This is a genomic window from Bacillus sp. AFS053548, assembly GCF_002575105.1.
GTDB lineage: Bacteria > Bacillota > Bacilli > Bacillales > Bacillaceae_G > Gottfriedia.
Window position 1 is genome coordinate 107532 of record NZ_NUHI01000003.1, and the last position, 21755, is coordinate 129286.

Below are 21755 nucleotides of genomic sequence, written 5' to 3' on the forward strand. Positions count from 1 at the left end.
GACTAAAGTGAATAGTTTTAAATTTTTAAAACCATATAAAATATCTATTTTTGCAGCAATCGTCTTTTTACTTTTAGAGTTAGTAGTTGAATTATTTCAACCATATATTTTATCTAATATCATTAACAATGGAATAGTTCACAAAGACATGGCTTATGTTACAAAATGGGGAATCGTCATGATCGTGTTATCGATCGTTGCTTTTATTGGAGGAGTATTAAATACTTTTTATGCTACTCATATTGCTCAAAGCTATTCATTTACGTTAAGGAAAACATTATTTGAGAAAGTTCAAACTTTTTCATTTACGACGTTTAGTTATTTACCAACTTCATCAATCATTACTAGATTGACAAATGACGTATCACAATTACAAAGTGCAGTTTTTATGAGCTTAAGAATTATTTTGAGAGCACCATTAATCGTAACTGGTAGTGTCGTAATGGCATTAATTTTGAATTGGAAGCTTTCATTTATACTATTTTTAATTTTACCTTTCTTATTCATATTCCTAAATTGGATGGTTAAAAAAGGTAGAAGGCTATTTAAGAATGTTCAAGATAATGTGGATATTGTAAATAGTGTGCTAAGAGAAAATTTAGTAGGAATGAAATTAATTAAAGCCTTTGTACGAAATGACCATGAAAATAATCGATTTCAACATATAAATCAAAATTTAAAACAAAAAACCTCTGTTGCATTACGAACAATGGAAATTACGATGCCAGTCATGCTTCTATTTATGAATGCTTCCATTCTGATCGTATTGTGGTTTGGAAATAGTAAAGTTCATTCACACGAAACGAATATTGGAGATATTGTTGCAATCGTAAATTATATTTCCCGTATTACTTCATCATTTACTGTCTTTTCATTTATTATTAGTGCGTTTTCAAGAATGAGAGCTTCTTCTGAACGAATCGATGAAATATTAACGATTGAAGAAGACTTTGTAGAAAAGAATGAAGGAAATCAACTAGCAAATCGTTTAGAAGGAAAAATTCAATTCCATCAAGTTTCTTTTAGTTATCCAAATTCTGAAAAAGAAGTGCTAAAAAATATATCATTTGTTGCATACCCCGAACAAACAATTGCAATCTTGGGTTCAACAGGTTCTGGAAAAACATCTTTATTCCAATTAATCCCTCGCTTATACGATGTTAATTCTGGAACAATTTTAATTGATGATCAAGATATACGTAAAATAAATAGTAAGCAACTAAGAGGACAAATTGGATATGTACCACAAGAGGCTCTACTATTTACAGGAACAATCAAAGAAAATTTACTAATGGGTAGAGAAAGTGCATCAGATGAGGAAGTTTATTTAGCTGCTAAACATGCACAAATTCACGATTCAATTCTGGATTTTTCAAATGGATATGAAAGTTTAATTGGTCAAAAAGGAGTTAACCTTTCAGGTGGGCAAAAACAAAGACTTTCGATTGCAAGAGCAATTCTTCGTAAACCAAGTATCTTATTACTTGATGATAGTACTAGTGCATTAGATTTAAAAACCGAAGCTAGCTTGATTGAAGCCTTAAAAAATTACGAGTGTACCACATTAATCATCACTCAAAAAATCAGCACTGCTAAAAATGCAGATAAAATATTAATTATAGATGAAGGTGAACTTGTAGAAGAGGGTACACACGAATCATTATTAAAGAGTTCAAAACTATATAAAGCAATCTACTATTCACAATATGGAAAGGAGGAAATTCATAATGTTAAAGGAGCTAACTAAACCTTTCCAATATAACCACTTACAATTATCAAAGGATAAGAAGAAAAAGGAAGCGTCTCGAGCAGATAACGTTTCCTCAACATTAAAAAGAATATGGTCCTACCTAGCATTAATGAAAGGTAAATTAGTTGTCGTACTTTCTATGGTTTTAGTAAGCTCTGTACTCGGTTTATTAGGACCTATATTAGTTGGCTATTCAATCGACCATTATATTCTAAAAGATAATTTAAGTGGTTTAAGTTGGTTAATTGTTGCTTTAGTGTTTATTTACTTAGGTTATTCAGCATCTTTGTTTTTACAAAATTTTTGGATGATTGATATTGCACAAAACACTGTAACAAAAATGAGAACAGAATTATTTAATATGTTTCATAAATTACCAATGTCATTTTTTGAAAAGAGACAACACGGAGAGTTAATGAGCCGTGTAACAAATGACTTGGAAAATGTAAGTTCGACTTTAAATACATCAGTAATCCAAGTATTTTCAAGTGTTTTAACTTTAGTCGGTACTGTTTCAGTAATGCTTTGGTATAGTCCAATTTTAACTTTATTGACTTTATCAATTGTTCCAATTTTAATAATTGGTATAAAATGGATAACGCACCGTACTGGCCAACTTTATAAAATCCAACAACGTAACTTAGGTGAGTTAAATGGATTTATCGAAGAAACAGTTTCCGGCCAAAGAATCATTAAGACTTTCTCTCAAGAAGATAAAATGATTCGAGATTTTTTAAATAAAAATGAAAAATTGAAAAACTCAGGATTTTGGGCATTTATCTTTGCCGGATTTATTCCTAAATTCATGAATGTATTAAACAATGTAAGCTTTGCAATCATTGCAGGTATTGGTGGCTATTTTGCCTATAAGGGTCATATCTCGATTGGAACAATCGTTGTTTTTACTGAGTATTCAAGACAATTTACTCGTCCATTAAACGATTTATCAAATCAGTTTAATACATTACTTTCTGCGATCGCTGGAGCTGAAAGAGTATTCTCCATCATCGATGAGGATATTGAAGCGATTGATGAATCCCATATTATTAACGATCAAAAAGTTATTCAAGGTGAAGTTGAATTTAAAAATGTAAATTTTTCTTATGGGAAGAATTCAAATACATTAACAGATGTTTCATTCAAAGTATCACAAGGTGAGAAAATTGCCTTAATCGGACCAACTGGTGCAGGTAAAACTACAGTAGTAAATTTACTTTCACGCTTTTATCAAATCAATAGTGGTGATATACTCATAGATAATGTAAGTATTGGTGAATATTCTAGAAAAAACTTGAGACAGCAAATGGCATTTGTTTTACAAGATTCATTTTTATTTAAAGGAACAATTCGAGAAAATATTCGATATGGTCGTTTAGATGCAACAGATGAAGAAGTAGAAGAGGCTGCAAAGCTTGCCAATGCACATAGTTTTATTATGAAATCTTCAAAAGGATATGATACAATTTTACAACAAGATGATCAGCAAATTAGTCAAGGTCAAAAGCAACTTCTCTCAATTGCTCGAGCTATTCTAGCAAATCCTGCAATTTTAATTTTAGATGAAGCAACAAGTAGTATTGATACAATTACTGAAATTAAAATTCAAGAAGCTTTACAAAGACTAATGCAAGGCCGAACAAGCTTTGTCATAGCTCATCGACTTAATACAATTAAAAATGCTAATCAAATACTTGTTTTGAAAAATGGAATGTGTATAGAGAGAGGTTCACATGAAGAATTAATTGATAAACAAGGTTTTTACTATGAATTAGTAAAACATCAAGGGATGAATGAAGATCAGCATATACAATAAAGGGTGGAAGCATGGATTACAATTCGTTTAAAGAAATTATTCACGGAAGAAGAAGTATTCGAAAATTTACTGATCAAGCAGTATCAAATGAAATAATCGAAGAAATTATTGATTGCGCACGTTATGCTCCAAGTGATACAAACTCACAAACTTGGGAGTTTATCATTATTAAAAACACTGACAAAATTAAAAAAATTGAAGAGATGACTTGGGATTCTCTACATGAAGTTGCTGAAAAAGCCAAGGAAAAAGGATTAGAAAAAGAGGGGAAATTATTAGTTCGTTCTTTTGGTCCTTATGCAACAGCATTTAGAGAAGCACCAGTTTTAATTATTTGTTTAGCAACACCTTATGAATCAAAATTCAGAACTAAAATATTTGATCCAATTGGTTTTGTTGAAAATGAAGTTTGGAAAGAAGAAGGAATTAAGAGTAGCTGCTTAGCATCGCAAAACTTAATGTTAGCTGCACATGCATTAGGCTTAGGAACATGTCCAATGACAGGTCCGGTACTATTAGCTCAAGATAAACTTAGAACGTATTTAGATATTCAGGAAAACCGCGAAATTAACATGGTCATTTCACTTGGATATCCATCAGAACCAGCGAAAAAACTTGCACGTAAAGAAGTTGCAGAAATTATTCGTTACGTTGATTGAAAAATTAAGTAGCCCACGAGGAAATTACTCGTGGGTTTTTTTGTGTTTTTATAGAAGAATCAATTAGATATTGACTCTATTAACGGAGTTCTAAACTTGATCAATACCCCATCCGTTAAAGATGAAATTTTACATCAATTCAAAATATTATACTAGTATAAAATAACGTTTGAATTTATATTAATATATTTGTATAATTACTCAAGTGATTAATAAATTGAAGATTTTTTTATTGAAAGGTGCAGTATCATCATGGATTCGACTAAAAAATTAGGTGTTATGGGTTTATCATTTTTAAGTATAAATGCTATTTTAGGATTACGTAATATTGCTTTCGCTTCAACAATTGGTCCTTCAGCTATATTTTATTGGATTGTTGCAGCGTTAATTTATTTTATTCCAATCGGATTGATTGTAGCTGAATTATCTACAACCTATCCAAATCAAGGCGGTATGGGTGTTTGGGTTCGAAGAGCTTTTGGAGAAAAAGCTTCATTTTTATGTTCGTGGTTTTTTTGGATTGCTAATTTTACATATTATCCGTCACTTTTATTAACTACTACAATTGCGATTGCATATGGAATTAACCAGCCACAAATGGCAAGTCATCCTATGAAAACAGCTATTATATCTAGTGTTATATTTTGGATTGTTACTTTACTAACATTAAAAGGTACTAAAATGAGCGGAAGGCTTGCATCGATCGGCGCACCACTTGGAGTATTAGTTCCAGCAATTTTAATATTTGGCTTCGGATTTTATAGTATGATTAGCGGTCAACCAAGCGCTACTCACTTTACACAAAGTACAATCATGCCAAATAATTTGTCTTTTGGAACGATTATGTTTTTATCAACATTAATGTTTGGTTTTTCAGGGGCAGAAATGCTAGGAACAATTGCGGGGAATGTAAGAAACCCACAAAAAACATTTCCGAGAGCAATTTTTATTACATCAATTATTATTGCATTAGTCTATATACTGGCAACAGTTGCATTCCAGTTTGTCATTACAATTTCATCTGATCAAACTGCGACTGCACTATACTTATTTGCGGATAAAATAACTTCACAATTTGGACTGAATTTTTCACTTTCTCAAATTTTAGGAATCTGCTTTTTATTAGCATTTGTAGGATCTCTTTCATTTTTAATTTTGAATCCTAGTGTGATGATTGCTGAAAGTGCAAAGGATGTTCTTCCTAAAAATTTATTAAAAGAAAATAAAGATGGTATGCCATCAATTTTAATATTAGGTCAAGCAGTTGCAGTTACATTCATTTTAATTCTTTCTGCTTTTGTACCAAGTGTCTCAAAGGCATTAAATATGCTAATTTTAATGTCGACATTGGCATTTTTTATTCCTTATCTATTTCTAATTAGTGCATATCTTAAACTTCGTATGACTGATAAAAAAATAAACAGACCGTTTAAAATTAAAAGCAATTCACTAGCTATATTCGTTGCACTCATTGGAATGATTTCAGTAGTTGGAACAATTGGATTAACACTTATTCCAGCTCCAGATACTACATTATTAGAATATTTACCAATCGTACTTGGACCGATTTTATTCGGATGTATTGGATTTATTCTTTACAGTAATGGAACAAAAGGTAATAAGAAACAAATGAAAAACTAATAAAAAAACCTAAATTATTTATATTAAAATAATTTAGGTTTTTTTGATATTTTTAGAAAAGAGACTCTAATTCAGTCACTAATGAACCAACATAATCAACAGCTTCTTTGATTGGTGCACTTGTTGTTAGATCTACGCCAGCCATTTTTAAAAGTTCAACAGGTTTTTTCGATCCACCTGTTTTTAATACTTCAATCCATGAATCAATAACAGGTTGACCCTCTGATTCAATTCTTCGTGAAATAGCAGTAGATGCAGTCAATCCAGCAGAATAAGTATATGGATAAAGTCCCATATAATAATGAGGCTGGCGCATCCAAGTTAAACTTGCACCTTCATCTATTTCAACAGAATCTCCCCAAAATTCTTTCAGAACATTACCTTTAACTTCACAGAATGTTGTCGCTGTAAGAGGCGTACCTTTTTCAGCAATTTCATAAACTCTTCTTTGGAACTCACCTTCAAGTAAATGAGTCACAAAATTATGATAATAAGTACCTAGTAATTGAAGGATGACCCAACGCTTCATTTTTGGATCATTCGTTTGTTTTAATAAATATTGGCCTAATAACATCTCGTTAAAAGTCGATGGTGCTTCAACGAAATACATAGAAGGGCGAGTATTTACAGCACGTTGATATTTATTTGCATAATAGAAATGACCAGCATGTCCAAGCTCATGAGCAAGTACAAATGCATTTCTCATAGTATCCTGCCAGCTAATTAAAATATATGGATGCACACCATATGGACTAGAGCAAAATGCACCTGTTGATTTTCCAACATTATCGGAATAATCAATCCAGCGCTCATTATACGCTTTTTCCATAATCGAAACATAGTCAGGTCCCATAATTTCTAGTGATTTTAAAATCGTTTCTTTTGCTTCTTCATATGTAGTACTTGGGTTGAAATCTGGATCTAGTGGTGCTTTTAAGTCATAAAAATGAATTGTCTCAAGTCCAAGTTGTTTTTTCTTTAAGTTAGCTAGTCTACGCATATGTGGTGATAGTTCCTTAAAGATGATATTTAATTGATTATGATACATTTCTAAAGATACTTTATGATCTTCAAGTAGCATTTGCGTAACTGATTCATAATTACGTAATTTACTTAAAGCGACTTCTTTTTTTACTTGAGTAGCATAGATCGAAGCATATGTATTTTTGTATTGGGCAAGAGTTTTAGTAAAAGATTCATACGCTTGTTTACGCACTGTATGATTTGGAGAGAATTCATATAAGTTTTCAAACATGGCAAACGAATTTTCTAATTCTTTTCCATTTTCATCTTCAAATGAATCGAATTCTAGATCAGCGGCCTTACTAGTTTGGTAAATTCGATATGGGGCAGAAGTAACTTCACCAAGCGCAGCTAAAGCCTCTTCAGTTTCAGGGAGTAATTTATGTTTTTTAGATGCAATAATTTCTTCTAATAATAATTTAAAAACCTCAATTTCATTTTCTTCCTTAATAAATGCTTCTAACATTTCATTATTTAAATGTAAAAGCTCTGACTGAATAAACGTTAAAGTAGTATTTGCTTTTGTACTTAAGCTTGAAAATTGTAAACTATCAGATTGATTTTGAGAATCTGAGCCATCTCCTGATTGACGTAAGCTTACATATGTACCACAACGAATTAATTGAAGCATAATAGATTCATAAGTTAATAATGCCTTTTTTAAAGATTCAGCAGATTTTAGGACAGAACCTTTCAACGATTTTGCCTCTATTAAATCATTTTCAATTAGTTCTAAAGCAACTAACCACTCTGCACGAGTCGGATATAAGTCCTCTAATTTCCATGTCATTTCTGTTGGAACCTCAGCACGTGTTAAACGTTTTACTAACATTTTTTCCATCAAATTGCCTCCTTTAGTAGTAGTTGGTACGAGTCTATTATACTGTATAAAAACATTTTAATGGTGAAATTATTCGATAAAATTGAAAATTATAACAATTTTACTGCACAAGCCGTCATTATTTTGATAAAATTAATTGAATTTGGTTAAAAATTTCAACTTTCAGAAATAATTATGGAAATAAATTTTATTACCTAGAAAGGAGTTTTTTAAGAACGAATGAAAAAAATTAAAACGATCTGTTTACTAACTTTGGCAACTGTTGCACTTACAGCATGTACAATTAAAAAACCTCCACAAAATTTAGCTATTAAAACACAAGGTACTTATGATTTAAAAACTGTTGGGATTAAAGTGGAATCATCACTTCCTAAAAATGCTAAATTTAATCTTCTGTTTAAAGATGATGATACAAAGAAAGTAATCTACGAAACTACTATTAAAACAGATGAAAATGGTACTGCAAATAAGAAAATTTTATTAGATACAAAAAATAAAAACTTAACCGGTTTATTATTTTTTAAGCCTGATGAGCAACCAAAAAACATTCAAGACAAATTCGGCAAATATGGTGAAAACATTCGATCAACTACAGTAGGTTATAGAGTAGGGAAAAAGCATAACCAAAAATATATGTATATTAAACAGTACGGTACATTTTGGAAATTCGGTAAATTAAGTGAGGGAGGTTTTCTAGTATTTAGTAAAGATAAAATAAAGCAAGAAAAGGAGGGGAAATAATACACAATTAGACGGAAAAGATTGTGTATAAAACATGATACAAACAAGTAGAATTATATCTAAATATCTTCTTCAGTTTTGTTTAACTATATTTGGAATCGGTTTAATTACGGCTACTTCTTTTACTCTATTTTTACCAAAAGGAGAGCGATTGGTAGAGTTTTGGAATCAACTACAAATCTTTTTTTGGAGTTTTTTTTACTTTGATAATTTAGAAGTTTACTTAAAAGAATTTCAATATGTTCCTTTTTCTTCTGTATTTTTAGAGCCATACGTTTATTCTTTTACGATTCTTTTTTCAGCGTTTTTACTTTCAATTTTCGTCGCATTATTGATTGCTTATATAGTAAATATAGGTCCAAAATCATTTAGAAAAATAATGAATAGTATACTATTTTTCTTACAATCTATACCAGACGTAGTAATGATTTGCGCATTTCAAATTTTCTTTTTATGGATTTTTAATAAAACTGGTGTTAAAATTGTCGATCCAATAAGTGGCTTTGAATCAAAAGCCTACGTATTACCGATCTTCCTTGTATCGATTATTCCAACGATCCAACTTTTCCAAATGTTATTTCTAGCAATACAGGAAGAAAAAATTAGAGATTATGTAGAGTATGCAAAAGCAAAAGGACTTTCTAATTCTTGGATTATTATCCGTCATATATTCAGTAATGTTGCGATTACTTTATTAAGTAATAGTAAGCTAATATTTTGGATGATGATTTCTAATCTATTAATAGTAGAAAAGTTCTTTAATATGAAGGGCTATTTTTCATTTCTATTTAATAACAGCAGATCGCCTGAAATCTTTTTTATGGCGCTAGTTTTACTATTTATCCCATTCTTTTTGTTGGAGATTCTGTTTAAACAAATTGTAAATAGAATGAAAGGGGGACAAGCTATATGATAAAAATTAGAAAATATTTACCAATTATAATAGGTAGCTTTATCATACTTGGCTTAATCACCTTTAGTTTTATTTATACTTACTTTATTAAGGAGACGATAAAACCAGCCCCAGCTTTGTTATATAATGCACAAGGTAAATTAATAGATACATATGGTTATCCACCAAGTTGGAAATATCTTTTTGGTGTCGACCGATTTGGAAGAGATGTATTTTGGATGGTAATTGATGGTGCTAAATACACTTTATCCATTGCCATTGTTGTTGGTCTAATGAGAGTCATATTTGGCAGTTTATTAGGCACATTTTTTGGATTCATGAATCAAAGATTATTAAAAATTATTGAACCAATTTCGAATGCATTTCGTTTCGTGCCAGCTGTTATCATTATATTTCCATTTTTTGAGAAATTAAATGACGTTCCAGAAGCAGTAAGAGAAAAAACAATAGCAATTCAAATATCATTACTAATCATTATTTCGATACCAGTATTGATGAATTCAATCGGTGAAGAAGTAAGAGATTTTTTAAAAAATGATTTCATTACTAGCTCTAGAGTAATAGGTGCACGAAATGGCTGGATCCGCCGTAAACATGTAATACCTTATTTACGAAGCCGCATCCTTTTATTATTTGTACAACAGACTATACAAACATTATTTTTACTAACCCAATTAGGAGTTTTTAAACTATTTATTGGTGGTGTTAAAGTTCTTTACTTAGATCTTGGAGTCGATCGACCGATGTCACAAGCTAATGAATGGTCTGCAATGATTGGTGCAAATTACATCGAGTTATCGATTGATTCATGGGTAATCATTGGACCAAGTATAGCTTTTATTGTTTCAATATTTGCTTTTAATCTTATTAAATTAGGCATTGAGCGTTTAATGGAAAACCAAACAGGGCAAAAAAAGAAGCAACCTATGAAAAATGAAGGTTTATATCATGGATTAAATGATTTTGATTTTGTGAATAAGGAAAAATTAAATGAAGATAGTACGATCGTAGAGGACGAACCTAAATTAAGTGGACAGCTTGTAACTAGATAATAAAGTAATAGAAAACCTTTGTTCTAAATAGTTTTTTAGATTATGTGGTGGAATGGATTTATTTATTGACTGTGATTATGGTTTAATAATTGTTTCACCTGAAGAATTTGTTTTAGCAAACCCAGATATTATAGGAGAAAAAGCTGAATATGATATTTCGTCAAGTTGGTACATTATTGGATGTGATCGTAATAACGATTATTTAACAATTGATCTTAGCATTCAACGATTAGGTAAGTGTTACGATAGCAATGTGGAAGTTCATGGGGTAGTTGGAAGTTGTCCTATAATTGCCAATTCATTTATGGAATTATTGGAACGTTTATTGACAAATAAAGGAGAACATTGGTACTGGCTTCAAGATGAATTTGCATCTTTGGGCGATGCTTATGACGAATTATGAACTTTACTTATTCAACTAAAGAATGCATTAGTTCAATAAGTCATTTTAAATTATTAGGTGTCAAAAATCTCAATAAACCATAGAAATGGCGTGCCAATACTGATGTCAGTACGCATGCCATTTTTATTGCCATATATACGATATGCTTTGCACCTCAAAACGGAATTCTTTACGATTAGACGGTATGGCTTTTTTCTATTTTATCATCAAAAAATCATATTTTTAAGATGCTTTTCGTTTCACTCAATATCCGTCTGTCATTAATTCGTAATTTTGAGGATATTAGATTGTTATACATGTTAAATACCGTCCTTGGTTGAGGCATGGGGTCATCTTTCGGATGAATATCTGCATCCACAAAGTCTTCATGCCTAAAGAACGCTATTGGAACGATCACTGTGTTCATCATTGTTGGAACATATTTTGTAGAGGGTCATCTGGAATTGGGATTGGGTTACTCGGTGGTTTGATGTCCACTTCAACCATGTCTGCGTGTCTAAAAAAGACAGTAGGATCAGCAACTGATAATGTTACACCACCAAGGGCTGATGTACCAGCGATTACCTCCACACTAAGTTGTTTTTTCAGTTCATCTCGACCGATATTTCCAAAAAATGAAAATCGAATAAAAAATCCAGCAGGGTTCCCAGCGTTAAAGGGCTTAAAGCTGTGTGCAGGAACGATGACTTTAAATAAATGGGGGGGGTCAATCTCTTTTTGAACTCCCGTAGTAGTAACAGGGAATTGAGTTCTTTCCCCGAGTAAATACGTGGTGAGTGGTTTATTGGTTGGATTTTTCCAGAGAATAAACAACGTGTTATTGGGGTTGCCACTTTGGTTAGTCAATGGAACTAAAAATGCTCCCGTCGTTATTGCCTTCATTCAATCACTTCCCTTTCATATACTAGCTTATTATATGCACGGTGGTACAAGCTGTGTAGGACACCTATCAAGGTGTTATAAAAATATATAAGAATCTACTTGGCACAGGCGACATAAACTTGCATTTATTATTTCATTGTGTAATCGTCAGGTGGTAATGTACTTTGTAAAGATTACACTTATAAAAAACGCATTGCATTAGTTGAAAAAAGATAATCAGCTAAATAGTCGATTTTTTTATTTAGTTAAATGATATGATAGTAGGTAAAACTGAGTCCTTATTTTGTTTCAAAGTCTAAGACAGAATATGGAGAAGGTACCAAGTGAGAATAACACCCAAACAATTAAATCTGTTACAAAAGAGATTATTGATAATAACTTATGGTTTGAAGATTTTTTTGCAAGGGAATGTCGTCATCTTCACCTTTTTTATGGAGCTAATTGACAGATTAGTTCAAAAAGAAGGATTAAAGATTAAGTTAAATAATTTACAAAATAAGGGAAAATTTCCCTTTTAATAGAAATGAATATACTTGGATATTTAATTTTTATAGGGAGAATTTTAAAGTATGATAAAACGAAAAGTTGTCATATACACTATAATTGCAATTTCTATATGCATTTCTGCTTTCTATTTTTTTAGTTCTGATCAGACAAACTCCATTACGGCATTGGAGGATGCCAATGTTAAAAATCTTGATGTAATTAAACAACTTGAATCTCCTGACGAGAAACATAAACTAACGATTTATTTAACTGCTGGGGTATTTATGAAGTCAGATTATAGTTATATTGGTCAATTGAATTCTAAAGATAAGAAGAAAAAAGAAAAGTTCATATTGTGGTTACCTGGTGAACCTTTTAGTATTCATTGGATCAATAATAAAGAAATATTAGTGAATCAGAAACTAATTAATATCAACAGTGAGAACTATGATTTTAGAAATATGTAGAGTCTGATCGGCTGTGTAGTTGATTTTTGGGGGTATGTAAAACAATTAGCAGAAAAGCAATTAAGGGTGACACTGCTTTTCAAAAGATGATAGATGAGGGACGATTGTACCAATCATAATGAGACTCAGTTAAACGTAAATCATTAATGGACAATCATCTTAAAATAGTTGGAGTGGAGAACTGAATTTATGGAAATAAGAAAACCAAACGATTCGGAATATAAAATGATTTTATCGCTTTCGCCAAAAGCCTTATTCGATGGTACTTTAGGTGAGGTAAAACCAACGGATGAAAAAATCAAACAACTTATTGAACCTCTATTGCAGAAAGGAAGCTATTATTTAATTGCTTCTGAAGAGGATATCCTACTGGGTTGGATTCTTATAGGAACAAGTAAAGACCAATTAACAGAAAAGAAATATGGTTTTATTTATGAATTATTTGTATTAGATGAATTTAGAGGGAATGGAATTTCAAAGAGATTGATAGAATCGGGTATGGAACATCTTAAACAGGATGGATATTCAGAGGTATGTTTAAGTGTATATGCCGGTAATCAAGCCATTAAACTATATGAAAAAATGGGATTCAAAAATAGAATCATTACAATGAGTTTATCCATTTAAAACAACTGTTTACAGATCATAAAATGATTTATGAATCAGGGAACCAGTTAGAACAATATGTTGTAAAAAGTTATTTAGAGATTGTTTTGGCTATGGCTACTCTAAATCAATGGGAAAATGGAAAAAAGAAGATTGTGAAACAATACAGTTGAAAGAAAACGTAAATATTAATTGAATGAACTTCAATAGCAGCCTTTTGCTGCTATTTTTATTTGAATTTTGGAAGTTCTGTTATTTATGGAAAGTTTAAACAAAGTTAAATATTAAATTGTATTTCAAAAGGGAAAGTTCAAATGATGAATAAATCTTCTGTAAAAGAAATAATTTTTTATAGTATACAAAATTGTTTAAGAAATAACTTGCAGAAAATGAAGGTGATTGAGTGATTATTTATAAAGGTGCACCGATCATAGTAACCAAAAGACTTAATTTAAGGAAAATAGAAATGAATGATGCAAATAGAATGTTTGATTACTTATTCTCAGATCATCGTGTAATGGATAATTTAATCAAAGGACCACATAAATCGATTTCCGAAACAATCAACCGATTGACTGAAATTACTAATCAATATGAGAGCAATAAGTTTTGTTATTGGGGTATAGAAATAAAGGAAACTGGCGAATTGATTGGGACAATCGATATATATAATATCGATGAAGATACCGAAAACTGTGAGGTTGGATACGACATCGGATTTAATTGGTGGAATCAGGGCTATGGAACAGAAGCATTACATGCAGTTGTTGAATTTGCATTCCGTTTTATGAATATTCATAAGATATCGGCAACACATCATATCGATAACCCTGCATCTGGTAAAATTATGTTAAAAGTGGGGATGAAACGCGAAGGCATTATAAGGCATATGGTTCGAAAAAATAATCAATACAAGGATTGTGGAATTTATGGGATTCTCCAACAGGAATATTTCGGAACGAATTTGCCTGATCAAACCCCAATATTAAACATAAAAGATTAAAATATCTTTTCCTAGAATTTTTCGATTCAGAGATAGTAGCACATTAAGCTATTGAACAAAACGATCGATTGAATAGTCGATTTTTTATGAGGCTAAATGACAGCTTAGTTCAATAAAAAAGGTCTCTATAAGTTTAATAGAATTTAAAAGTATTTAGGAGTTAGAAGTAGAAAGAGGGATTCTTTTTGTTATCAAAGGAAAAAAATACAGAAAATAATTATTTGCCACCTAAACATATTATTTCGGCTGCGACAATTGTAATTAATGAACAAAATGAAATTTTATTGATTAAGGGTCCGCGTAGAGGTTGGGAAATGCCAGGTGGGCAAGTTGAAGAGGGGGAATCATTAAAAGAAGCCGCAATTAGGGAAACAAAAGAGGAAAGTGGAATTGATATCGAAGTTTTGAAATTTTGTGGAGTATTTCAAAATGTTAGTGGTTCTATTTGTAACACTTTGTTTTTAGCTAAACCAATCGGGGGAAAGTTGACAACTTCTTCAGAAAGTATTGAAGTAGGATTTTTTCCTATAGAGAAAGCTTTAGCGATAGTAACTTGGAAAAATTTCAAACAAAGAATAGAATATTGTTTGAATGAAAACATCCATCCCTTTTATATAGAGTTTTAGTATCTTTTTTCAACTAACGCATTTATAAAATATGATTAAAAAATCTATCTTTCTCTTAATATTTCAATTTCCAATAGTATTTTTTCAATTTATAGTCAAAATATCTCAAATGTGGGAGGATTTATGAACGTTTCTTCTTTTTACATGATTGTTATTGTGATTGCTGCATTAGTATTATGGCGAAGAACGAGAGCTATGTATCGCCCAATTAAAGGAAGCGGGGTTCGCCTTCTCCTTCCAATACTATTTTTGCTGATACCTAGTATTCCCATTATTTTGAATCCGAAGGGTCATGCTGCTAGTTGGGAATGGATTTGTGCACTTTTCTTTGGATTTATTTTATCTATTCCACTTATTTGGACGACTAACTATGAACTCCGATCCGATCAATATATCTACGCTACAAAGAACAGAAGTTTCATCGTCGTCTTTGTTATTATCTTTATTATCCGATTTCTACTTCGCGATTATTTAAAGTGGCTCGGCAATGAGACTGAGGCAGCACTGTTTATTACCGTAGCAATCGGATATATTTGCCCTTGGAGAATTGTTTCATTTCTCAAGTTTCGGAGAATATATAAAAATAAAGAATCCCTTCAGAAAAATATCTGAAGGGTATTTTGGTTTCAAAATTATATTCACTCCATAAAGATTTATAGATTTTTCTCCGGCGTACCTTAGTTCAAATATCTTTTTACAAATGTATAAACTGAATCAGCAAGTGTTTTTTTTCGTTCTTTCAGATAGATAAAAAGTGCTTCTTTGTCTTCGTTTGAAACATTCCAGTCTACTGGGATCTCCTGAATCACTTCTTGGATTGAAGCTTCTGATAATGCCAGAATTTTTTCAATATATGTCGTTATTATGTTTAAGTCATTTAATATGTCTAGCGTCCAAATATGAACGACTGAATCTTTTTTAAACTTTTTGGATTTTTGAAGCGTTTCTGCATTCCATTTGTATCCCCCTGGAAAACATTTTCCATGATCAATCATAAAAATGTCGTACTGTCCATCTGGGAGTTGTTTCAAAAGAATATTACTTTTAGTACGGTCTGCATCGTGCACCCAAAAATCGAAAACAAGAATTCCTGCCAAAACATGGGGGGTTTTTACTTCATGTATAGGCGGCCGAGGAGGTTTTTTCGCAAGACCAGTACAGTTATCTATAAAAAGGCTAGCAAACTGGTTGCCTATTTGGTAATTAGAAGAAAATTTTTTTGGTATTTGCTGAATTTGCTTTTCGGACATATTTACAATTTCAAATGGGACAACAGGCAAATTTAACAGCTGACCTAATTTGGCGACTACGTACTCGTTTACGAGCTCCCTTGTTCCATGGAAATTATTTTTACATTTAACTGCATAGCGATTGCCATCACTAAACAAAAATAAATGTGCAGCTTTACCTGGTAATGTTTCTAAATAACTTATCGGTAAAATCAATTTTATAGCTCATCCTCCTTTTTTTATTAGTACATATTAATATATTCAAATTAGTAAAAGGGTATTGGACATAAGAATAATGAACTAGAAGATTTTGTTGATTTATTAGTACACGTGCGGTCATTTATCTGCACTCATTTTACTTTTGTTTTGTAAGAAAAGGAATTTTAATTATAGATAGGGAATAAAGGACTTTATTACTAATTAGGAGTTGAGAAAATGAATATTTTAATTAAAGAACTACCTGAATATGAAGTTGCGTATTGCAGGCGCTATGGATCATATTTTGAACCAAATGAAGAACATTGGGAAAAGTTTTTAAATTGGGCAATAAATAAAGGACTTTTTCCACCTCAACAATCTTTCATAGGAATTTCCTTAGATAATCCAGATTTAGTAGAAAGTCATAATTGTCGTCATGATGCATGTGTTACTATACCTGAAGGTTTTGATAAGGAAGTACATGAAAATATGCAATTTAGAAAATTAGATGGTGGGCAGTACGCTTTGTATCAATATTATGATTCCCCTAGTATGTTAAATAGTGGGTATAAATATATGTATGAACAATGGTTTCCGAATAGTGATTTTGAACCTGATTACGACCGTTATAACCTTGAATTTAGTATGAATAATCCTGTCGAAGACCCAGATGGAAAAGCTAAAGTTCATTTATTTGTGCCAGTTAAAAAGCGGACATCTTACTAATTTTGTTTTAAAGTATATTATTAGACAAAATTGGTATTAAATTAAAATGATAATCTACTAACCTATAACAACTTCTTTCATATATGATGTAAGTATTGTTATTTCTTGGAAATAATAATATAATTAAATAGAATTTAAATTAAAATTATATCCTTTGTGAAAGGGTGTTAGACTATGAATTTCACTATTTACTTTGGAAATCATGAAGACAAAGAAGTACATACAATGGATTGCTATGTAGACATTGAGGAAGAAACTGTTTCTTAAGCAATCGATCTTAATAAGAGTTATTTCAAGGATGCGAAAAATTTTCGTATCCTTTTTTCATTTTTAAGATTTACATTTTAAAATTTATTGTGTATGATAAAAATATAAAAAGCGAACTAATGTTCTGTATATAGATTTTAGAAGGAAAGGAACTTGCATGATGAAAAGAAATGGAGCAACTAAAAGGAATTCAAAAACACCTATTATATCCAATACAGGTTTTATCGGAGCAAGTTTCATTGATCTGGAAGAATTGCAAGAAAATCAATATTATTTCACAAGGAAACATCCTTTAATTATACATGAAGTATTAAATGGTTTATTACAAGCTGCATGTGCATTATTTCAGAAACAAAATATCCCAGCATATATTGCATGTGAATATTTACGAGATGAAAAGAAAATAGGCTTAATTTTATCAAAAAAGCCATTCGAAAAAGAAGAAGGGATTCGTTATTTTATAGAATATCTTCGTGAGATTGATCACTTAAATAATAATAAAACAATAAGGGCTGAAATTTCAAATACCGGATTTATAGGCGTAATTTTTGTGGATTTATCTTATATTACAAGGTTTACATTCGATACAGAAATTAAATTGCTTTCTGCTTTTGCTATTAATTTCATGGAACCGTTAAAGGAAATTTATCATCAAAATAAAATTCATTTATATATGTCAGGTGTTGAACTTCAAAAGGAAGATAAGTTAGGGTTTGTACTTTCTAAGAATCCTTATGATGAGCGAAAAGAAGCGGACTTATATTTTAAGGAATATTTGAGAGAAAGAGGCTTATTAAAAAATTATAAAGAGAATGTGTTTATTCAAAGACATCGGGCATAAATTTTTCATTAAACCTAATTTAAAGATGAATTTTGGTTTAAAAAGTACATATTAAATCTAAGAGGAACTAAAATGATTAGTTTCTCTTTTTGTTGTTTATTCAAAAAAAGTTCATTATTTGTACAAAGTTAGAAACTTACTTAAAACATTCGTTTGCATAATATATAGAAAGGAAATAGTTAAAAAGTAACGAATATTAATAATATATGACTAACCAAAAAGGTGGCTAAAACGATGACGAATAATGGAAAATATGTAGATTGGTTAAGTGAAATTGTTAAGCGTCATGAAAAAGAAGGTGGATTTGAAGATCTACCTGGATTAGGTAAACCATTACCTAAGGAGCTTTTAAAAGATGATTTATTAACAACAGTCATTAAGAAGTCGGGCTTTAAACCAGATTGGGTATTACAACAAAAGAAAATATTTCAGAAGCTTGAAACGATTTTAATGAAGTTAAATTCAGATGAAAATAGTAAAGAAATAGCCAAAATGATCTCGGAAGTAAATGATGAAATTAAGAAATATAACTTAGGCTGTCCTTTTCCAATGCAAAGAAATTATGTAAATAAGGAAAATCTTGAGAATCAGATGATTTATTGGAAATAAGTTTGTGAAAAAATGAACGATTTAATTATACTGATGTTTATACTTTTTAGTCGGTATAAGCATCTTTTTATTTTCTAATTATAAAAATGGTAATTCTATGAAAAAATCTATTATTAATGTTAATGTAAAATGAATACATAGTCAGAATAGTTGTACAGGGGGAATAGGAATGAGCGCCACTCTTGAAGTAAGGAGACTAGATCGGAATTTTCCATTTTGTTTATTTTCAAATGATGGATTGACGTTAGTTGGTCATCATTGGCATAAACTCGTCGAAATCATTTATGTACAAAAAGGCATTTTAAAGATTGGTGTTAACGATGAGTTACTTCATTTAGAAGAAGGAGAATTTTATATCATTAATAGTGGTGACATTCATTATTTTTTATCTTCACCAAATAGTATGAGATTGGTCGTGCAATTTGATTTTACTATTTTCGAAGATGTACAGTTTTTGAAAAAAAATAATATGGAACTAATTGAATTGTTTAATTGTATTCAAAAATCTAGTGTTTTATGGAATGTAGAAGTTAAACAGAAAATGATTAGCTATTTAAAAGAACTTGAAAGTGAATATATTGATAAAAAAGATGGTTACGAATTGGCGATTAGAGCTAGATTATATGATATTTTACTACTAATCTATCGAGATCTACCTCATACAGAAAATAATAAGCTTAACTACCCTAATAGGAAGGCTAGTCTTTTAAAATTAGAAAAAATATTTCATTTTATAGAAGAGAATTATATGAATGATATTACATTAAATGATGTTGCGAATTATATCGGCTTTACAAATACATATTTTGCAAAGTTTTTTAAAAAATACACTGGTTCTACATTTTGTCATTTTGTAAATCAATACAGAATAACGAAGGCTCAATGGTATTTATTTAATGAAGATTTACCAATTACAGAAATTGCTTATAATGTTGGATTCATTAATGTGAAAACGTTTAACAGATTATTTAAAAATGAGGTTGGTTTATCCCCAACCCAATATAAAAAAAAGACAATATTTGAGAAGTTTTAGGCAAGGTGTAAGGAAGACTCAAATGAATTATTTCTATAAACTGGAAATGTAAATAACATTTCCGGAGGTTTTCAAATGAAATTAAAAGTAGGAATAATCGGTTGTGGTGGAATAGCTAATGGTAAACATATGCCAAGCTTAGCAGCATTAGATCAAGTAGAAATGGTTGCTTTTTGTGACATTATTGAAGAACGCGCTATTAAAGCGAAGGCACAATTTGGTGTTGAAGAAGCAAAGACATATATAGATTACAAGGAATTATTAGAAGACAAATCAATTGATGTAATTCATGTTTGTACTCCAAATAAATCACATTCATTTATTACGATTGATTCTTTAGAAGCAGGTAAACACGTTATGTGTGAAAAGCCAATGGCAAAAACTTCAGCAGAAGCAAAAGCAATGGTAGAAGCGTCTATACGTACAGGAAAAAAATTAACGATTGGATATCAAAATCGTTTTCGAAACGATTCACAATATTTAAGCGAAGTTTGCAAAAATAATGAATTAGGTGAAATTTATTTTGCAAAAGCTCATGCGATTAGAAGAAGAGCGGTACCTACATGGGGCGTATTTTTAAATGAAGAAGAGCAAGGTGGCGGACCATTAATTGATATTGGTACTCATGCTTTGGATTTAACATTATGGCTGATGGATAATTATAAACCTAAATTTGTAGTTGGAAACGTTTACCACGAATTATCTCATAAAGAAAACGCTGCAAATGCTTTTGGACCTTGGGATCCAAAGGAATTTAAAGTAGAAGACTCTGCATTTGGTTTTATTACAATGGAAAATGGTGCAACCGTTATCCTAGAATCGAGCTGGGCTTTAAACACTCTTGAAATAGGAGAAGCTCAAACTACACTCTGTGGTACTGAAGGTGGAGCTGATATGAGAGGTGGCCTCAGAATTAATGGGGAAGCATATGGGCGACTTTACGATAAAAAAATTGATATAAACACTGGTGGCGTAGCTTTTTATGAAGGTGCAACCGATTCCGCTGAAGTATTAGAAGCCAGACAATGGATCGACAGTATTATTAATGATACAGAACCAACTGTTAAACCTGAGCAAGCATTAGTTGTAACTCGAATTTTAGAGGCAATCTACGAATCTTCAAAATCAAAGAAACCGGTATATTTTAATAATTAGTATAGGAGATGAAATAAATGACACTACCAATTGCCTTACAATTATGGAGTGTAAAAGAGGATGCAGCAATCGACTTTTACGGTACTTTAGAAAAAGTAGCGCAAATGGGTTATGACGGTGTTGAGTTCGCGGGATACTATGGCAAAAATGCTTCGGAAATAAAATCTGTTTTAAACAAACTAGGGTTAAAGATAGCAGGAGCCCATGTAAGTGCAGAACAAATTATTCATCACATTGATGATGTTATTGCTTTCGAAAAAGAATTAGGAAACAAATACGTTGTATGCCCTTGGGTAAATTTTACTAGTTTAGAAGAATGGAAAGAATTTGCAGAACATATACAACAGTCAGGTAAGAAGCTAGCTGAAGCAGGAATATCTTTAGTTTATCACAATCATGCTCATGAATTAGTCAGATTAGAAAGCGAATATATACTTGATATTTTATTCAACTTGGTTCCAACTAATCTCTTAAAAGCAGAGTTGGATACTTATTGGTTAGAATTTGCTGGTGTAGATGCGGTTGAATTCATGAGTAAGTATAAAGGAAGAACCCCATTAATTCATGTGAAGGATATGGCTCCATCCAAAGAGGAAAGTACCGAAGTAGGAAATGGAATTATGAATATTAAAGGAATTGTACAACAAGCAAAACTAAATTCAGCCGAATGGTTAATTGTTGAGCAAGAAGCGTTTACTAAACCACAATTAGAAAGTGTTGAAATTGGATTAAATAACTTAAAAATGATTTTAGCTGAAGCTTAAGAAGCTATTAAACAATGTAAAAAAATA

22 protein-coding genes are annotated in these 21755 nt (G+C 31.0%); 19 read left to right on the forward strand and 3 right to left on the reverse strand.

Translation table 11 applies throughout. The features are described from left to right. Positions 1-7: 7 nt before the first annotated feature. From CN946_RS01295 to CN946_RS01310, 4 genes are all read left to right on the forward strand, one after another. On the forward strand, positions 8-1747 hold the full coding sequence (locus tag CN946_RS01295) for an ABC transporter ATP-binding protein (RefSeq protein ID WP_286133780.1): 1740 nt from the start codon (positions 8-10) through the stop codon (positions 1745-1747). Further along, positions 1728-3563 (forward strand): ABC transporter ATP-binding protein, encoded by a 1836-nt coding sequence (locus CN946_RS01300; protein WP_098859567.1) that lies wholly within the window; start codon positions 1728-1730, stop codon positions 3561-3563. The genes CN946_RS01295 and CN946_RS01300 overlap by 20 nt, the downstream gene beginning before the upstream one ends. 11 nt (positions 3564-3574) lie before the next feature. Then, complete coding sequence (locus CN946_RS01305) at positions 3575-4222, forward strand: nitroreductase family protein (protein WP_098428996.1); 648 nt, start codon at positions 3575-3577, stop codon at positions 4220-4222. A gap of 252 nt (positions 4223-4474) precedes the next feature. After that, positions 4475-5863, forward strand: a complete 1389-nt coding sequence (locus CN946_RS01310; protein ID WP_098859568.1) for an APC family permease — start codon at positions 4475-4477, stop codon at positions 5861-5863. Between the two features lie 52 nt (positions 5864-5915). On the opposite strand, the gene pepF is transcribed toward CN946_RS01310, so the two are convergent. Continuing rightward, a complete protein-coding gene (pepF, locus tag CN946_RS01315; protein WP_098859569.1) occupies positions 5916-7727 on the reverse strand; it encodes an oligoendopeptidase F in 1812 nt (603 codons plus the stop codon). A 219-nt stretch (positions 7728-7946) separates the two neighbouring features. Between pepF and CN946_RS01320 the strand changes: the two genes are divergently transcribed. From CN946_RS01320 to CN946_RS01335, 4 genes are all read left to right on the forward strand, one after another. After that, the gene (locus CN946_RS01320; protein WP_098859570.1) at positions 7947-8468 is read left to right on the forward strand and encodes a hypothetical protein; all 522 of its coding nucleotides are present in this window, start codon (positions 7947-7949) and stop codon (positions 8466-8468) included. 151 nt (positions 8469-8619) lie between these two features. Beyond that, positions 8620-9381, forward strand: coding sequence for an ABC transporter permease subunit (locus tag CN946_RS01325; RefSeq protein ID WP_176547163.1), 762 nt, complete (start codon positions 8620-8622; stop codon positions 9379-9381). Further along, on the forward strand, positions 9378-10433 hold the full coding sequence (locus CN946_RS01330) for a peptide ABC transporter permease (RefSeq protein ID WP_098859572.1): 1056 nt from the start codon (positions 9378-9380) through the stop codon (positions 10431-10433). The genes CN946_RS01325 and CN946_RS01330 overlap by 4 nt, the downstream gene beginning before the upstream one ends. Before the next feature lie 52 nt (positions 10434-10485). After that, a complete protein-coding gene (locus tag CN946_RS01335) occupies positions 10486-10836 on the forward strand; it encodes a hypothetical protein (RefSeq protein ID WP_098859573.1) in 351 nt (116 codons plus the stop codon). 405 nt (positions 10837-11241) lie between these two features. Here the strand turns inward: CN946_RS01335 and CN946_RS01340 are convergent, their stop codons facing one another. Beyond that, a complete protein-coding gene (locus CN946_RS01340; RefSeq protein WP_098859574.1) occupies positions 11242-11718 on the reverse strand; it encodes a hypothetical protein in 477 nt (158 codons plus the stop codon). A gap of 569 nt (positions 11719-12287) precedes the next feature. Here CN946_RS01340 and CN946_RS01350 point away from each other — a divergent pair. From CN946_RS01350 to CN946_RS01370, 5 genes are all read left to right on the forward strand, one after another. Continuing rightward, the gene (locus tag CN946_RS01350) at positions 12288-12671 is read left to right on the forward strand and encodes a DUF5412 family protein (protein ID WP_098859576.1); all 384 of its coding nucleotides are present in this window, start codon (positions 12288-12290) and stop codon (positions 12669-12671) included. Positions 12672-12860: 189 nt separating this feature from the next. Continuing rightward, positions 12861-13298, forward strand: coding sequence for a GNAT family N-acetyltransferase (locus CN946_RS01355; protein WP_098859577.1), 438 nt, complete (start codon positions 12861-12863; stop codon positions 13296-13298). 382 nt (positions 13299-13680) lie between these two features. Next, complete coding sequence (locus CN946_RS01360; protein WP_098859578.1) at positions 13681-14280, forward strand: GNAT family N-acetyltransferase; 600 nt, start codon at positions 13681-13683, stop codon at positions 14278-14280. A 185-nt stretch (positions 14281-14465) separates the two neighbouring features. Next, positions 14466-14906 (forward strand): NUDIX hydrolase, encoded by a 441-nt coding sequence (locus tag CN946_RS01365; RefSeq protein ID WP_286133781.1) that lies wholly within the window; start codon positions 14466-14468, stop codon positions 14904-14906. A 123-nt stretch (positions 14907-15029) separates the two neighbouring features. Next, a complete protein-coding gene (locus CN946_RS01370) occupies positions 15030-15518 on the forward strand; it encodes a CcdC protein domain-containing protein (RefSeq protein ID WP_098859579.1) in 489 nt (162 codons plus the stop codon). A gap of 65 nt (positions 15519-15583) precedes the next feature. Here the strand turns inward: CN946_RS01370 and CN946_RS01375 are convergent, their stop codons facing one another. Further along, a complete protein-coding gene (locus CN946_RS01375) occupies positions 15584-16351 on the reverse strand; it encodes a HipA family kinase (protein ID WP_098859580.1) in 768 nt (255 codons plus the stop codon). 219 nt (positions 16352-16570) lie between these two features. On the opposite strand from CN946_RS01375, the gene CN946_RS01380 reads away from it, so the two are divergent. The 6 genes from CN946_RS01380 to CN946_RS01410 all read left to right on the forward strand — a co-directional run bounded on the left by CN946_RS01380 (position 16571) and on the right by CN946_RS01410 (position 21728). Beyond that, positions 16571-17059, forward strand: a complete 489-nt coding sequence (locus tag CN946_RS01380; protein WP_098859581.1) for an AraC family transcriptional regulator — start codon at positions 16571-16573, stop codon at positions 17057-17059. Between the two features lie 424 nt (positions 17060-17483). Continuing rightward, positions 17484-18167, forward strand: coding sequence for a hypothetical protein (locus CN946_RS01390; RefSeq protein ID WP_098859582.1), 684 nt, complete (start codon positions 17484-17486; stop codon positions 18165-18167). Between the two features lie 234 nt (positions 18168-18401). After that, positions 18402-18776, forward strand: a complete 375-nt coding sequence (locus CN946_RS01395; RefSeq protein WP_098859583.1) for a DnaJ family domain-containing protein — start codon at positions 18402-18404, stop codon at positions 18774-18776. 169 nt (positions 18777-18945) lie between these two features. After that, positions 18946-19809, forward strand: a complete 864-nt coding sequence (locus CN946_RS01400; protein WP_098859584.1) for an AraC family transcriptional regulator — start codon at positions 18946-18948, stop codon at positions 19807-19809. A 75-nt stretch (positions 19810-19884) separates the two neighbouring features. Then, positions 19885-20964 carry a Gfo/Idh/MocA family protein gene (locus CN946_RS01405; RefSeq protein WP_098859585.1) on the forward strand — a complete coding sequence of 360 codons (1080 nt, stop codon included), beginning with the start codon at positions 19885-19887 and terminating at the stop codon, positions 20962-20964. A gap of 17 nt (positions 20965-20981) precedes the next feature. Then, complete coding sequence (locus tag CN946_RS01410; protein WP_098859586.1) at positions 20982-21728, forward strand: sugar phosphate isomerase/epimerase family protein; 747 nt, start codon at positions 20982-20984, stop codon at positions 21726-21728. Positions 21729-21755 lie beyond the last annotated feature (27 nt).

Bases quoted from the DNA above. Each gene is read 5' to 3' on its own strand.
- CN946_RS01310 (WP_098859568.1), top strand. From the start codon at position 4,475: ATGGATTCGACTAAAAAATTAGGTGTTATGGGTTTATCATTTTTAAGT.
- CN946_RS01300 (WP_098859567.1), top strand. From the start codon at position 1,728: ATGTTAAAGGAGCTAACTAAACCTTTCCAATATAACCACTTACAATTA.
- CN946_RS01390 (WP_098859582.1), top strand. From the start codon at position 17,484: ATGATGAAAAGAAATGGAGCAACTAAAAGGAATTCAAAAACACCTATT.
- CN946_RS01340 (WP_098859574.1), bottom strand. From the start codon at position 11,718: ATGAAGGCAATAACGACGGGAGCATTTTTAGTTCCATTGACTAACCAA.
- CN946_RS01335 (WP_098859573.1), top strand. From the start codon at position 10,486: ATGGATTTATTTATTGACTGTGATTATGGTTTAATAATTGTTTCACCT.
- CN946_RS01380 (WP_098859581.1), top strand. From the start codon at position 16,571: ATGAATATTTTAATTAAAGAACTACCTGAATATGAAGTTGCGTATTGC.
- CN946_RS01355 (WP_098859577.1), top strand. From the start codon at position 12,861: ATGGAAATAAGAAAACCAAACGATTCGGAATATAAAATGATTTTATCG.
- CN946_RS01320 (WP_098859570.1), top strand. From the start codon at position 7,947: ATGAAAAAAATTAAAACGATCTGTTTACTAACTTTGGCAACTGTTGCA.
- CN946_RS01410 (WP_098859586.1), top strand. From the start codon at position 20,982: ATGACACTACCAATTGCCTTACAATTATGGAGTGTAAAAGAGGATGCA.
- CN946_RS01405 (WP_098859585.1), top strand. From the start codon at position 19,885: ATGAAATTAAAAGTAGGAATAATCGGTTGTGGTGGAATAGCTAATGGT.
- CN946_RS01370 (WP_098859579.1), top strand. From the start codon at position 15,030: ATGAACGTTTCTTCTTTTTACATGATTGTTATTGTGATTGCTGCATTA.
- pepF (WP_098859569.1), bottom strand. From the start codon at position 7,727: ATGGAAAAAATGTTAGTAAAACGTTTAACACGTGCTGAGGTTCCAACA.
- CN946_RS01330 (WP_098859572.1), top strand. From the start codon at position 9,378: ATGATAAAAATTAGAAAATATTTACCAATTATAATAGGTAGCTTTATC.
- CN946_RS01400 (WP_098859584.1), top strand. From the start codon at position 18,946: ATGAGCGCCACTCTTGAAGTAAGGAGACTAGATCGGAATTTTCCATTT.
- CN946_RS01350 (WP_098859576.1), top strand. From the start codon at position 12,288: ATGATAAAACGAAAAGTTGTCATATACACTATAATTGCAATTTCTATA.
- CN946_RS01305 (WP_098428996.1), top strand. From the start codon at position 3,575: ATGGATTACAATTCGTTTAAAGAAATTATTCACGGAAGAAGAAGTATT.
- CN946_RS01395 (WP_098859583.1), top strand. From the start codon at position 18,402: ATGACGAATAATGGAAAATATGTAGATTGGTTAAGTGAAATTGTTAAG.